Genomic DNA, 13,633 nt, shown 5'->3' with positions numbered 1-13,633 from the left:
ACCGGCGTGCCCACGACGACATCGATTCAGAGCGCGCGGCCTGGTTTGACCGGCCGTTATCGCCGCGGGAGGCGTTTACCTCGTCCGCGTGGGTGTGAGGTGCAGGCCGGACCCGGTGACAGCCCGGTTCGCACTACGACGGGCGGTTCGAACGGTTCCGGCGCATGCCGAGCGCCATCGAGCCCAGCCCGAGCAGCAGGGCGACCGTACCGGCCACCACGTTGCTCCAGATCGTCGCGGTATGGGCGGCATCGCCGCTGACAACCCAGGGGCTGATGATCATCCATACACCGAGCAGCGGCGCGACCCAGCCGATGCCGTGGATGCGCCCGTACATCGAGGCGAACCCCAGCGCCAGCACCGCCAGTGCGAGCCCGACGATCAGGTTGTTCACCGTCAAGGTCGGGAACCGGGTGAATCCGACAACCCAGGCGGAGATCGCGGTGTAGAGCCCGGTCAGGAACATCAGGCCGGTGGCCGCTTGGGCGGTCGGCTTCTCCGCGGCGAGTTCGTACTTCTCATGCTTGGCCCGCAACTCCACGATGTCGGGATGCAGGTGCATGTTCATGGCCTCAGTAGCCATGGCTTCCACCACCCTTCGGACTTGCAATGAAGGCGCTCGAACCGGACGGCTGAGACGACAGGGACATGCAACCGATCCGAATCACCGCCGGTCCTTACGTCATAATGTGATAATATCACTTTATGACGCATGGGTCGATGTCGCAGTCCGAGTCCCTCACCGACCAGGAGTACTCGAGACTGCTGGCATTCCGCACCGAACTGCGCCGGTTCCTGCGCTGGAGCGAGCACCGGGCGACCGACGTGGGACTCACCGGCGCCCAGCATCAACTACTGCTGGCGATTCGAGGCCATCTCGATCCGGGCGGGCCCAGCGTCGGAGAAATCGCGGAATATCTGTGCGCCCGCCACCACAGCGTGGTGCAGCTGATCGATCGCACCGAGCAACTCGGGCTCGTCGCCCGCAACCGGGAGGAGGGCAAGGACCGCCGCGTCGTCCGCCTCACCCTGACCGAAGCGGGCCAGCAAACCCTCACCCTGCTCAGCGCCACGCACCTGGAAGAACTTCGGCGACTGACCTCGCTGGTCGACGCGCTGGCCGACCTGACCGCCGCCATCCCGCAGGCACGATAGCCACGCGACCTTGCTCGAGCAGGGGAAGATCACCCACCGGGCAGCCGGCCGCGTCCACGAACTCACCCGCACCCGGTACCGCGCTGCCGCCTTGACCAGAGCCGCCCAGAAGGCGATACGCCAGAGGAGTACCCCTTGAAAACGAGCAAGTTTCAGAGCTGAGACGGGAGCGCCGCTGCTTCCTGAGCCGCGAAACCGCCTCCGATCAGGCAAGTTTCAGGCTGCGCCCGATGATCTCCTTCATGATCTCGGTGGTGCCGCCGTAGATGGTCTGGACGCGGGCGTCCATGTACGCCTTGGCAATCGGGTACTCGCGCATGTAGCCGTAGCCGCCGTGCAGCTGCAGGCACTTGGTGATGAGGTCGACCTGCTCCTCGCTGGACCACCACTTGGCCATGGCGGCCTCCTCGACGGTCAGCTTCTGGTCGTTGAGCAGCTCGATGCAGCGATCCACGAACACGCGCACGGCGGTGGTCTTGGTGGCCAGCTCGGCGAGCACGAAGCGGGTGTTCTGCTGGGCGCCGATCGGCTTGCCGAACGCCTTGCGGTCGCGCACGTACTGGCAGGTCAGGTCCAGGCATGCCTCCATGGCGGCGGCGGCCATGACGGCGATGGACAGGCGCTCCTGCGGCAGGTTCTGCATCAGGTGGATGAAGCCCTGCCCCTCGGTGCCCAGCAGGTTCTTGCCGGGGACACGAACGTCGGTGAAGGACAGCTCGGCGGTGTCCTGCGCCTTGAGGCCGATCTTGTCCAGATTGCGGCCGCGCTCGAAGCCGGGCATGCCGCGCTCGACGACGAGCAGCGAGAAGCCCATCGCGCCCTTCGACGGGTCGGTCTGGGCGACCACGATCACGATGTCGGCATTGATGCCGTTGGTGATGAAGGTCTTGGCGCCGTTGAGAATCCAGTCGTCGCCGTCCTTGACCGCGCGGGTCTTGATGCCCTGCAGGTCCGAGCCGGTGCCGGGCTCGGTCATGGCGATGGCGGTGATGATCTCACCGGAGCAGAAGCCCGGCAGCCAGCGCCGCTTCTGCTCCTCGTTGGCCAGCTCCAGCAGGTAGGGCGCGATCACATCGTTGTGCAGACCGAAACCCAGGCCGGAGTAGAAGCCCTTGGTGACCTCCTCGGTCACGATGGCGTTGTAGCGGAAATCCAGCACGCCCCCGCCGCCGTACTCCTCCGGCACGGCCATGCCGAGGAACCCCTGTTTGCCGGCCTCCAACCAGACCGAGCGATCGACGATGCCGTCGTGCTCCCACTGCTCGTGCTGGGAAGCCACATGCTGATCGAGAAACTTCCGGAACGACTCCCGGAACAGCTCGTGTTCGGGTTCGAAAAGAGTGCGCTCCACGCCAACCTCCTACAGTGACCACATCGGCACCATCGCCTGTGCTCATTACCGTACTCGAAAGTCGAACGGAGGTTAACTTCACGGGAGAAGAAAGTGGTCCGAACTGCGACAGTCGCCTTTGACGTCGCGGAACGGAGCTGCTGAACCCCGGTAAACCTACCGGAAAATCAGGGTGGTGCTCAGAGGCCGAAGCGGCCCAGGGTGCGGCCCAGCAGACTGCGACCGCGGTCCCGGTCGCGCTCGGCCAGCAGGAAGTCCAGTTCACCTTCCAGGGCCTTCTTCACCACGGTCTGCAGCTCGGTGGCGGCGGCCTCGAGATCCTCGGCGTCACGCCAGGGGCTGGTGTCGATCGGGGTGCCGAGGGCGTAGTAGAAGCGCTCGGGCTTGGGCACCAGCGTCGGACCGAGGCCGCGGATCAGCGGCGGCGTCAGATTCGAGCGCAGGCCCAGACCCTCGACGGCCTTGCGCAGCGGCAGCATGACCGGGTGATCGCCGTCGAAGACGATGTCGTAGATGTCGTCGCCGCCGATCATGGCGATCGGGACGATGGGCGCGCCGGTCGCGATGGCCATCTTCGCGAAGCCGGTGCGGCCCTCCCACAGCAGCTGGTACTTCTGCCCCTTGCCACGCATGGCCTCACGGCCGCCGCCCGGGAACACCGCCACGGCCTCGCCCTGCTCCAGCAGCGTGGTGCAGTTGTGGCGGTTGCCGCGCACGATTCCCCAGCGGTGCAACACATCTCGCAGCCCCGGCACATCGATGAGCACATTCTCGGCGAGCCCCCGCACCAGCCGATCGTGCTGCACCAGAATCTCGTGCGCGAGCAGCGGGGCGTCGGTGCCGCCCGCCAGGCTGTGATTGCCGACGAGCAGCACCGGGCCCTGCTCCGGGAAGTTCTCCATCCCGTAGAAGCGCGGGCTGAACCAGGCCCGCGAGGGGGCGACGAGCAGATCGATGATGCGGCGATCGGCATCGGTGAGATCGATGTGCAGCGGCGCGCCGTCGGTCAGCCCCCTGGGCGTTTCGGTGTCGGACCATTGATCGTCATGACGAGACAAGACAAACCCTCCCTGCAAGAACCGTCGATAACGGCATCGTAACGAAAGTCCGCGCAGGTCACCGAATCAGGGTTAGAACAGGTTCGAGCGCCCGAATGAGACGAACTCGGCTTCGAGTTCCAATTTGCCGGAATCGGTGAAGAGGTCGTACTCCGGCTTGCCGCGACCGGCCCAGCGATAGATCGGCTCGGCGGTGTGCCAACGCTGTTCCTGGAGTTCGCGTTTGAGCACCTTGTTGGAGCCGGTGACGGGAAGATTTCCCGACACCCGCAGCAGCCGGGGCGCGCCCTTGCTGCCGAGATCGTCCTGGGCGCTGAGGAATTCGGCGAACTCGGCGGCATCGAACGCGGCCGGGTCGGCCACCTCGATGGCGGCCATCACCTGGTCGCCCGAGCGGGCGTCGGGGACGCCGTAGACCGCGGCGGCGATGACCGCGGGATGCCGTCGGATCACCTGTTCGATCAGCAGGGTCGAGGTGTTCTCGCCGTCGACACGAAGCCAGTCGCCTTTGCGTCCGGCGAAATAGAGGAATCCGTCCGCGTCGATATATCCGAGATCGCCGGTCCAATACCAACCGTTCCGCAAACGTTCGGCATCCGCGACATCGTTTTTGTAATAGCCCTCGAAGACGAGCGCACCCGCCTTGTCGATCATCTCGCCGACCGATTCGTCCGGATTCAATACACGACCGTATTCATCCAATTCCGCTCGCGCGCAATCGGCGAGGGTCTCCGGATTCACCACCGCCACGCCCGGGTGGGCCGGACGGCCGAGCGCCGCGGCCGGCGCCGCCGGGTCGATGGCGGCCAGGACCGGGCCCTCGCTGGAGCCGTAGCCCTCGAAGAGCTCGGCCCCGAAGCGGCGGCGGAACTCGGCCTGGTCGGCCACCGACGCCTCGGTGCCGAAACCACGGTCCAGGGTGTTGTCGGCGTCCTTCGGACTCGCCGGGGTGGCCAGCAGGTAGCCGAGCGCCTTGCCCACATAGGTGAAGAAGGTCGCGCCGAAATACCGCACGTCCGAGAGGAATCCGGAGGCCGAGAACTTCGGGGTGAGGCAGACGGTCGCGCCGTTGGCCAGGGCCGGAGCCCACAGCGCCATGATGGCATTGCCGTGGAACAGCGGCATACAGCAGTAGTCGACATCCTCGCGCACGTGACCGAACTTGTCGGTGGCCGCGTACGCGATCACCGCCAGGCGGCGCTGCGTGCACTTGACCGCCTTGGAGGTGCCGGTGGTGCCGGAGGTGAACAGCAACAGCAGCAGGGCTTCCGGGCCCGCGTGGGCGGCGGCCTCGACCCGGTGCGCGCCGATCCGCTCGGCATAGGCCGGATCGTCGACCAGCAGGAACCGCTCGGGTTCCAGACCGAGATCCAGCCCACGCAGACGGGCCATCCCGGCCGCGTCGGTCACGATCAGCTGGCAGTCGACATAGCGAATATCGGCCTCCAGCTGGGCGTTTCCGCGCGTCGGGTTGATGCCCACCAGGGTCGCGCCCGCCAGTGCGGCGGCGCCCAGCCAGAAGACGAAGTCGGGCACATTGTCCAGCAGCACTCCGATGTGGAAGGGCCCGTCGCGCCGCAGTTCCCGGGCCAGTTCGGCGCGCGCCGCCGACTCCCGCACCACCGCGTCCCAGGTCCAATCCCGGTCGCGGGTTCGCACTCCGAGCCGCTCGTCGCCGAGGCGGTCGAGCAGCATGGTCGCGATGTCCGCGCGACGCTGGGGTTGCTCCGGCGACACCGCCGGGGTCTCCGCCGATACAGCCGGGGGTGCCACTGATAGGTCCGTCATGTCCGATTCGCCTTCCATATGCCGAGTCTCGCCGCTGTCAGACGGCCGGGTGCACCAGTTCGACGTATTCCCTGGGCAGCTCGTCGAAGGACAGCTTGCGGATCTCCACCGGGCCCGAGTGGTAGGAGTCCTCGCCGACGATCAGGCCGTTCGCGTCGACCGGCCACAGCAGCAGCTGACGGAAGGTGATCAGGTAGTCGGCGGCGGGATCGTCGACGGGGATGCCGATCTGGGCGGCGTAGGCGCCGGGGTAGATCTGCTTGAGGAAGCCCTCGGTGACCACGCAGTCGTCGTCCACCAGCAGGCGATCCAGCTCGAACTCCAGGATGTTGGACTTGCTCTCGACGAAGGCCGAGTAGTACGCGTGCACGGTGTCCCACCCCTTCGGGCCGACGTCCTGGCCGGCGTTCCAGAAGTGGTAGTCAGGTTCCGCGACCAGCGTGCGCATGAGACCGTCCAGGTCGGGGGCGGCCTCGGCCTTCATGTGCTCGATGACGATGCCGAGCACCTGGCGGTGGCGCTCGTTGGTGGTGAGGGCCAGCCGCTGCTCGAGCAGCTCCCAGGTCTTGGCCGGATCGACAATCGCCATGGTGTGAATCTCCTTCTCCCGCACCGGTTGTGCCCACCGATCGTCGCCGACCGACGTGACCCGTATCACCCGCCGCCCGTCGCGGGTATCACCGCCCTCACCCGACACCTGTCGGGTCGGGCTGCATGCGGCCCGCCAACTGCGCGGAAGACAGGGTCATGCGCCGGACCGTCAGCACCAGGGTGGCGGTGAACCGGTCCAGCGCCTCGTCCACATCCCAGCCCATCACCGCCTCGACCTGCGCTATCCGCGCGGCCACCGTGCTGTGATGCAGATGCAGTTCGGTCGCGGTGCGCCGCAGGGTGCCGAAGACGCAGAACGCCTCGATGGTGTCGACGGCCAGCGCTCCCGCCTCGGTGGCGGCGAACTCGTTGATCCGCATGACATCCGCCGTCCCCAGCAGCCGCTGCACCGGCAGATCCGCCAGCAGCTCCAGCGCCCCCAGCCGCTCGAACGCGATAACCCGCCGCCCGTGCCAGGTCGACGACGCGAACCGCATCGCGCGGCGCGCCTGCTCCCACGAGGTGGCCGCCGCGAAGGCCGGCAACCGCTCCCCCACGCCGATCCACGGCCCGCCGGTTCCCGCCTGCGACGCCGGAAATGCCTGTACTACAGCAGCATTCAAGACATCCGAAAGCCCCCGATCGACCATCGATGGACGCCCCGGACCGGTGAGGGGCGGCACCGCCGCGTTGCCGGCCGCACGCGCGGAACGCTCCGAAACGGCCGACCGCGTAGCGGTCGCCTCAGCGCCGGCACCCTGACGGTGCCCGATCGCGTCGGGAACGGCCGTCGATCGACGCGACGACGGGCTCATGTCGGTCGAGTCGGCCGGGAATCCGGGTGGCGCGAAGTCCTGCACGAGCACCGCCGTCGTCGCCCCGATCACGGCCTGCCGCAGGATCGGTACGTACTCCCCGATGACCCGCACCGCGGCTGCCGCCCCCGGCCCCGCCACCGCCATCACCCGCGTCGCCCGCGCCGGATCCAGTCCGAGCAGCCGCATGGCCCGCACCCGGTCCTCGCGCCGCTCCTTCTCCGACAGGACCACTTCGAGCAGCGCCGGGTCGTCCATCCGCAAGGGATTGGCCGCCTGCCGCACCGACACCACGCGCAGACAATGCCGTAGCCGATCCAGCACCACGCCGTCCAGCGGATGCGCCGCGGCCGACGACTGTTGCCCGTGCGGACCCGGTGGCGCGGCGATCGCGCTGTCCCGCTGCCGATTTCGCGGTCCGGCCGGTGTCGTGCCGTTGCGCCGCGGCCGGTCGGGTTCCCGTGCGGCGGCCGCATCCGGCCCCACCTGCCGCTCCAGCCAGACGGCGGGATCGGTCCCGACCGCGTCGGCGGGCATGCCCGCGGCGGGCAGCAGGCGGCCCGCGGCGTCGTAGCGGATCATGGTCCCGGACGGCCAGCTCGCCCCGACCGGGCACTCGGCCAGCAGTGCGGCGGCTCGCACGACCGTGTCGGCATTGGCGGCGGACTCGTCGAAATCGTCGAAGTGCGCGATGACGCGCAATACCGCGGTCGAATCAGCGCCGAGCTCGGACAGTCGCAGCGGGTTCGGGGTCGGCGCAGGCTCCATCCCGCTGCTCCCTCCACTCTGATGGGATATCCCCTCAGACTCGCAACCGCTCGGCCGAATTCGCCACGAATCGGTCGAACCATCCGACTGAGTGGGACGGGACAACGCTTAGGGGTCAGGCGCGAAGGAACAGCCGCAGCGATTCGTCGACCACCGCATCGCGGGTGCGGTGGTCCGGATCGGCCTCGGGGCGCAGCCAGATGGAGGCGTGGTTGAGGATGCCGTGCAGGCAGTGCAGGGCCACCGAGGGGTCGGGGCAGTCGAAGGAGCCGGAATCGATTCCGCGGTCGATGACCTCGCGGAAGAGGCGGTCGTGGCGGCGGCGCATGGTCTTGATGGCCTCGGAGTGCTCGCTCGGCCAGGGGGCGGGAAACGAGAAGAGCTTGCCGACCTCGGGATACAGCACGGTCAGCACATGCAGCTGGGCCGCGATCAGGACCCGCAGCTGCTCGGCCGGCGGCGCGTCGGCGGCGGTGTCCAGGGCCTCGCGGAGGCTGGTCAGGACATCGGCGGTGAGCTTCTCGAGGGCCGCGGAGACCAGGGCGTCCTTGCTCGGAAAGTAGTGGTAGAGCGTGGCTTTGGCGATGTCGGTGCGCTCGGCGACGTCCTCGAACCGCATGCCCTGATAGCCGCTGCTGGACAGGATCTGCAGCGCGGTCGCGATCATCTCCGCCTTGCGGCGGTCACGCCGGCGGGCCGCGCGCCCGGCGGGGGCGGCGTCCTCGTCCACGGTCGAAGTCATCGCTCGATCATAGGCGGCGCTCGGGTCGGTTGTTCCGACCACAAAGATGGTCTACCGACTAGCGGGATCAAAATTCGACCCGTAGGTTGGGAATCGTGACGGAGATTAGCGCACCCGAGTCCAGCTACTTCCGGCGAGTCGGCGAACACCGGTTCGTCCCCACCCGCCATGCGGGCGGCGCGTGGGCCGACGACGAACAGCACTTCAGCCCGGTCGGTGGCCTGATCGTGCACGAGATCCTGCGCGCCCGCGCCGATCGCCCGGGTCTGCTGTTGAGCCGCATCAGCTTCGACATCCTCGGCCGGATCGGGTTCGAGGAGTTCGAGATTCGCGCCGAGACCGTGCGGCCCGGCCGCACCATCGAGCTGGTGCAGGCCACGGTCACCATCGGCGGCCGCAGCGTGGTGAGCGCCCGGGCCTGGTTCCTGGGCGTCCAGGGCACCGACAGCGTCGCGGGCGGCGAACCGGATCGGCTGCCCGCGCCCGATGAGCTGGACTCCTGGGAGCTCGGTTCGCTCTGGTCGGGCGGCTACATCGCCTCCATCGACACCCGGCCGGTCGGTATCCCGCAGCCCGGCCGCACCACGGCCTGGATCACCACCTCCCTGGACGTGGTCGCGGGCGAGCGGTCCGAGGCTCTCGCCTCCTACATCGCACTGGTCGATACCGCCAACGGCATCGCGGTCCGGCAGGAGCCCACCAAGTGGATGTTCCCGAACGTGGACCTGACCATCCACCTCTACCGGCAGCCGGAGGGCGAGTGGACCGGCCTCGATACGACGGTCACCTTCGGCCACACCGGGCAAGGGCTGACCAGCACCGTTCTCCACGACGTCCGCGGCGCGGTCGGTTACGCCCAGCAGATCCTGACCGTGCGCCCGCAGCCCTGACCGATCGAGCCCTATAGTCGATGGGCATGACCTTCCAAAGCGGCAGCAGCACAGTGCCGTCGATCGCCCTGAACGACGGAAACGTGATTCCGGCACTCGGTTTCGGAGTGTTCCAGGTCGCCGACGAGGAGGCGTTCGACGCTGTCACCGCGGCACTCGAAATCGGTTACCGCAGTATCGATACCGCCGCGATCTACGGCAACGAGGTCGAGGTGGGCCGCGCCATCCGTGAGTCCGGGCTGCCGCGCGACCAGGTCTACCTCACCACCAAACTGTGGAACTCCGAACAGGGCTACGACTCCACTCTGCGCGCCTTCGACGCCAGTATGGCGCGGCTCGGAACGGACTATCTGGACCTGTATCTCATTCACTGGCCGGTGGGGCAGGCCGGTCGGTACGTCGATACGTTCCGGGCCTTCCAGACCCTGAAATCCCAGGGCCGGATCCGGTCGATCGGCGTCTCGAACTTCAACCGCGATCACCTCGAGCGCATCATCGGCGAGACCGGCGAAACCCCGGTGGTGAACCAGATCGAACTGCACCCGCACCTGGCGCAGACCGAGCTGCGAGCCTTCCACGCCCGGCACCACATCACGACCGAGGCGTGGAGTCCGCTCGGTCGGGGCGCGGACCTGAAGGATCCGACCATCGCCGAGATCGCCGAGGAAACCGGCCGGACACCGGCGCAGGTGATCATCCGCTGGCATCTGCAGCTCGGCAATGTGGTGATCCCGAAATCGGTGACCCCGTCCCGCATCCGGGAGAACCTCGATGTCTTCTCCTTCGAGCTGACGCCCGGCCAGCTGGCTCGCATCGACGGCCTCGACCGGGGCAACCGGATCGGCCCCGACCCGGCCACCTTCACCGCCGGCCTGGACGTCTGAGCCCGCCGGCTATCGATGAGCCCGCCGGCTATCGAGCGGCCTTCTGCTGGTGGGCGATTCGATAGCGGCCGGGGGTGGTACCGACGAGGGCCGTGAAAGCGGTGATGAAGCCGCTGGGATTCGACCACCCGCACGCGTGCGCGACCTGCGTCGTGTCATGGCCGTCGGCGAGCAGGACGAGCGCGTGATAGACCCGCACCTGGGTGCGCCACTCGTAGAAGGTCATGCCGAGTTCATTGCGGAACAGCCGGCTCAGGGTGCGGGAGCCGGCTCCGACCGCCCGGCCGAGATCCGCCAATGAGCTGTTGTCCCCGGGGTTTTCGTATAGCGTCCGCGCAAGGGCCTGCAACCGATCATCCCGGGGTTCCGGCAGTTGCAGAGGCTGCTCGCGCGCTTCGCGCAGTTCGTCGACGAGGACGCGATGCAGGCGGGCACGCGCGGCGCGGTCGTACTCGCGGGTGCCGGTGAGCGCGAGCACGACTTCGCGGGCCAGGTCGGAGGCCAGGAACACGGCGGGGTGGTCCGGTATCAGCCCGGCGAGCGCGGGCGGCAGAAAGACGATCCGCATGTCGGTGTGGCCGTGCGCGCGGTGGTGATGCGTGAATCCCGCCGGCGTCCAGGCGATTCGATTGGCCGGGACGATCGAGGTGCCGCGTTCGGTGTGCACCGACAGCACGCCATGCGCCGCGTACACCAGATGCCCACGCGAATGGGAATCGGCCGAACTCGCCGCCCCCGACGACCAGAGGTGGGCTCCTCCGGACGACCACAGCCGCGACTCGAGAGGTTGGCGGCCATCAGGCATAGCGTGGCATTCTATCGGTAGCCCGCCGGCCTGCCGGTCGTCGACAGTGAATGCATGAACACGACGACGCGAGTGAATACGACTATGCGAGCGGCGATCTGCGGCCGGGCCGGTGATCCCGAGGTCCTGGAAGTCCACGAGCTGCCGATCCCCGAGGTCCGGGAGGGCTGGAGCCTGGTGCAGGTGAAGGGCGCGGGCCTGAACCGGTCGGAACTGCGGACCCGCCAGGGACATTCGCCCAGCGTGCGCTTCCCGCGGGTACTCGGCATCGAATGCGTCGGAATCATCGCCACCTCTACCGATCCCGCGCTCCCGGAGGGCACGACCGTCGCCGCGGTCATGGGCGAGATGGGCCGCGATTTCGACGGCGGCTACGCCGAGTACACCCTCTTGCCGAACTCGCTCCTCATGCCGATCACCACCACCCTGCCGTGGGAGATCCTGGCCGCCCTCCCCGAGTCCTACCTGACCGCCCAGGGTTCGCTCGACGCACTGGGAATCGAGCCGGATACCAAGGGCCGGTTGCTGATTCGCGGCGGAACCTCCTCGGTGGGCATGGCCGCCGCGTCGATCGCCGTCGGCCACGGCATCGAGACCGCGACAACGACGCGGCAGCCCGACAGGATCGACGCCCTGCGTGCGACCGGCGTGGACCATGTCCTCGTCGACGACGGCGAATCCCTGGCCGCGCGCATCCATGCGATCTGGCCCGACGGCCCGGACTACGTCCTGGACCTGGTCGGCGCCCGCACCGCGGTGGACTCGCTCCACCTGGTCCGGCGCGGTGGCACGGTCTGTGTGTCGGGCTCGCTCAGCGGATGGCTCATCTTCGATTTCGAACCGATCGCAATGATCCCCTCCGGCACCCGACTCACGGCATTCCACAGCAAGAACCGCGAGGGCGACGCGGGAAAACCTGTGCTGCAACGGATCATCCACGACATCGAATCCGGTGCCTACCGCCCCACCATCGATCGCATCTTCCGCCTCGACGAGATCGCCGCCGCCCATTGGTACATGGAAAACAACCAGGCCACCGGCAAAGTCGTGGTGCTGCCCTGAGTCGCCGGGCACCGATGTTCGGGCAGGCTGCCAGCACCGGCCGCCCCCTGCAACGCGCCCTACACGCCCCCGCCTCATCAACCGTCGGTGGCACGTCCACACGATCGAGTTGCCGCTGGGGCAGGATGCCTGGCATGAAGGTGATTCTCTTCGGAGCGACCGGCATGATCGGGCACGGGGTTCTCAATGAGTGCCTGCGGGACGATCGGGTCGAGCAGGTCCTCGCCGTCGGGCGCAACTCGCTCGGTATCGAGAACCCCAAGCTGCGCGAGCTGGTCCAGCCCGACCCGACCGATCTCGCCGCGATCGCCGGTGAGCTGCCGCAGTTCGACGCCTGCTTCTTCTGCCTCGGTGTTTCCTCCGTCGGCATGAAAGAGGAGGACTACCGCCGGATCACCTACGACCTGACCCTGAAGGTCGGTCGCACGCTGGCGGCCGCGAATCCGAAGCTGACCTTCATCTACGTCTCCGGCCAGGGCACCGACACCAGCGAGAAGGGCCGCTCGATGTGGGCGCGGGTGAAGGGAAAGACCGAGAACGACCTGCTCGCACTTCCCTTCCAGGCGTACATGTTCCGCCCCGGATTCGTACAGCCCATGGACGGCGTGGTCTCCAAGACCCCGCTGTACCGCACCGCGTATGCAGTCACAGGGCCACTGATCCCGCTGCTGAAGCGGATGGCGCCGAACGCATTCAACGACAATCGCGAAATCGGTCGCGCCATGATCGCCATCGCAGCCTCCGGAGCGGACGGTCACGTCCTCACGCCCCGGCAGATCTCCGCGCGAGCCACACAGTAGCGAGAGCGTCCACTCCGGCAGGTTGCCACCGCAACTCCGACGGTCGACCGGTCGCCAGCGGAAGCCGCCGTAGGGCACCGTGATGATCTCCAGCCCATGGCCGTCGGGGTCGTTCCGATACAGGCCGCGCCCACCGTCATTGGTATTGATCTCACCCTCGAGGGTGTGGCTGGGATCGGCCCACCAGGTGAGGCCGCGGGGAGCGGCCGAGTACGGAGCGTGGAGCGCGGCACTGGTAATCAGCAAGAGTGGATGCTTGTCCGGTCGCGCTGGGCAGTGCGGTGGACGGGGTGTTCGTAGTGCGGCTCGGGCGGCAGTGGTTGCGGGGCAGAGGAGGACGTGCGTGGTAGGTCTGGATTTGGAAATCCAGCAGTGGGTTTCTCAGCACCGGACACCGGTGTTGACGACGGTGGCACGGTGGGTCATGGATGCCGGGATGAGCGGGCCGGTCGTGGTTGCGGTCGGCGCGGCCGGGCTGGTCGTTGTGGTCATGAAACGCTGGTGGTGGCAAGGGATTACGGTTGGCGTGTCGGTGGTGGCGGCGCAGGCGGCGGCCAGGGCGCTGAAGCAGATGATCCAGCGGGGGCGTCCGTCGGGGGATCTGACGGTTGTCCAGGTTGGTGCGTTTTCGATGCCGTCGACCGTTGCCGCGATGACGGCGGCCGTCGCAGTCGCTTCGTATCTGGCGCTGCCCTGGCCGGCGAAACGGCGGGGCTGGGTGGCGGGACTGCTTGCCGCGCCGCTGGTATCGATCGGCGTCGCGATGGTTTATCTGGGTGCGCACTGGGCGACCGATGTGGTGGCCGGATGGGGTGTGGGGGCCGGAGTCGCCGGAGTTGTCGTGAGTCTGGCACGAGTCGCTGCATCGAATGTCCGCGTCGACGGCGCGCAGGACGCGTCGAGTAGGGCCTGAGCCCGTACGGC

Annotated in this window: 13 protein-coding genes and 2 pseudogenes; 6 read left to right on the top strand and 9 right to left on the bottom strand. The window is 67.8% G+C overall.

Annotated elements, in window-relative coordinates:
* Positions 1-133 precede the first annotated feature (133 nt).
* Positions 134-583, bottom strand: a complete 450-nt coding sequence (locus tag ACQP1O_RS12005; protein ID WP_433565882.1) for an SPW repeat protein — start codon at positions 581-583, stop codon at positions 134-136.
* A 122-nt stretch (positions 584-705) separates the two neighbouring features.
* Here ACQP1O_RS12005 and ACQP1O_RS12000 point away from each other — a divergent pair, with 122 nt between their 5' ends.
* The gene (locus tag ACQP1O_RS12000; protein ID WP_433565881.1) at positions 706-1,155 is read left to right on the top strand and encodes a MarR family winged helix-turn-helix transcriptional regulator; all 450 of its coding nucleotides are present in this window, start codon (positions 706-708) and stop codon (positions 1,153-1,155) included.
* A gap of 205 nt (positions 1,156-1,360) precedes the next feature.
* Here the strand turns inward: ACQP1O_RS12000 and ACQP1O_RS11995 are convergent, their stop codons facing one another.
* The 6 genes and pseudogenes from ACQP1O_RS11995 to ACQP1O_RS11970 form a co-directional block, all read right to left on the bottom strand.
* On the bottom strand, positions 1,361-2,506 hold the full coding sequence (locus ACQP1O_RS11995) for an acyl-CoA dehydrogenase family protein (RefSeq protein ID WP_433565880.1): 1,146 nt from the start codon (positions 2,504-2,506) through the stop codon (positions 1,361-1,363).
* 179 nt (positions 2,507-2,685) lie between these two features.
* On the bottom strand, positions 2,686-3,564 hold the full coding sequence (locus tag ACQP1O_RS11990) for a lysophospholipid acyltransferase family protein (RefSeq protein ID WP_433565879.1): 879 nt from the start codon (positions 3,562-3,564) through the stop codon (positions 2,686-2,688).
* A gap of 72 nt (positions 3,565-3,636) precedes the next feature.
* Positions 3,637-5,259, bottom strand: a complete 1,623-nt coding sequence (locus ACQP1O_RS11985; protein WP_433567657.1) for an AMP-binding protein — start codon at positions 5,257-5,259, stop codon at positions 3,637-3,639.
* A 130-nt stretch (positions 5,260-5,389) separates the two neighbouring features.
* Positions 5,390-5,941 (bottom strand): nuclear transport factor 2 family protein, encoded by a 552-nt coding sequence (locus ACQP1O_RS11980; protein ID WP_433565878.1) that lies wholly within the window; start codon positions 5,939-5,941, stop codon positions 5,390-5,392.
* A 97-nt stretch (positions 5,942-6,038) separates the two neighbouring features.
* Positions 6,039-6,578 (bottom strand): annotated as a pseudogene (locus ACQP1O_RS11975) (PucR family transcriptional regulator); the annotation flags it as partial.
* Between the two features lie 1,063 nt (positions 6,579-7,641).
* Entirely contained in the window at positions 7,642-8,268 is a 627-nt protein-coding gene (locus ACQP1O_RS11970; protein WP_433565877.1) for a TetR/AcrR family transcriptional regulator, read from the bottom strand.
* Between the two features lie 95 nt (positions 8,269-8,363).
* Here ACQP1O_RS11970 and ACQP1O_RS11965 point away from each other — a divergent pair, with 95 nt between their 5' ends.
* Both ACQP1O_RS11965 and ACQP1O_RS11960 read left to right on the top strand, forming a co-directional pair.
* Entirely contained in the window at positions 8,364-9,158 is a 795-nt protein-coding gene (locus ACQP1O_RS11965; RefSeq protein WP_433565876.1) for a thioesterase family protein, read from the top strand.
* Between the two features lie 26 nt (positions 9,159-9,184).
* A complete protein-coding gene (locus ACQP1O_RS11960) occupies positions 9,185-10,042 on the top strand; it encodes an aldo/keto reductase (protein WP_433565875.1) in 858 nt (285 codons plus the stop codon).
* 28 nt (positions 10,043-10,070) lie between these two features.
* Here the strand turns inward: ACQP1O_RS11960 and ACQP1O_RS11955 are convergent, their stop codons facing one another.
* Positions 10,071-10,847: a helix-turn-helix domain-containing protein gene (locus ACQP1O_RS11955; RefSeq protein ID WP_433565874.1), complete on the bottom strand. Its 777-nt coding sequence runs from the start codon at positions 10,845-10,847 to the stop codon at positions 10,071-10,073.
* Between the two features lie 54 nt (positions 10,848-10,901).
* Here ACQP1O_RS11955 and ACQP1O_RS11950 point away from each other — a divergent pair, with 54 nt between their 5' ends.
* Together ACQP1O_RS11950 and ACQP1O_RS11945 are read left to right on the top strand one after the other, a co-directional pair.
* Positions 10,902-11,909, top strand: coding sequence for a zinc-binding dehydrogenase (locus ACQP1O_RS11950; protein WP_433565873.1), 1,008 nt, complete (start codon positions 10,902-10,904; stop codon positions 11,907-11,909).
* A gap of 134 nt (positions 11,910-12,043) precedes the next feature.
* Positions 12,044-12,709 carry an NAD-dependent epimerase/dehydratase family protein gene (locus ACQP1O_RS11945; protein WP_433565872.1) on the top strand — a complete coding sequence of 222 codons (666 nt, stop codon included), beginning with the start codon at positions 12,044-12,046 and terminating at the stop codon, positions 12,707-12,709.
* Positions 12,710-12,772: 63 nt separating this feature from the next.
* On the opposite strand, the pseudogene ACQP1O_RS11940 reads toward ACQP1O_RS11945, so the two are convergent.
* Positions 12,773-12,907 (bottom strand): annotated as a pseudogene (locus ACQP1O_RS11940) (VOC family protein); the annotation flags it as partial.
* 160 nt (positions 12,908-13,067) lie between these two features.
* Here ACQP1O_RS11940 and ACQP1O_RS11935 point away from each other — a divergent pair.
* Complete coding sequence (locus ACQP1O_RS11935; RefSeq protein ID WP_433565871.1) at positions 13,068-13,622, top strand: phosphatase PAP2 family protein; 555 nt, start codon at positions 13,068-13,070, stop codon at positions 13,620-13,622.
* Positions 13,623-13,633 lie beyond the last annotated feature (11 nt).

It is taken from the genome of Nocardia sp. CA-151230, assembly GCF_050942175.1.
GTDB lineage: Bacteria > Actinomycetota > Actinomycetes > Mycobacteriales > Mycobacteriaceae > Nocardia.
Note: the sequence above shows the minus strand (reverse complement) of the source record. Positions and strands in the feature narration are given on the sequence as shown.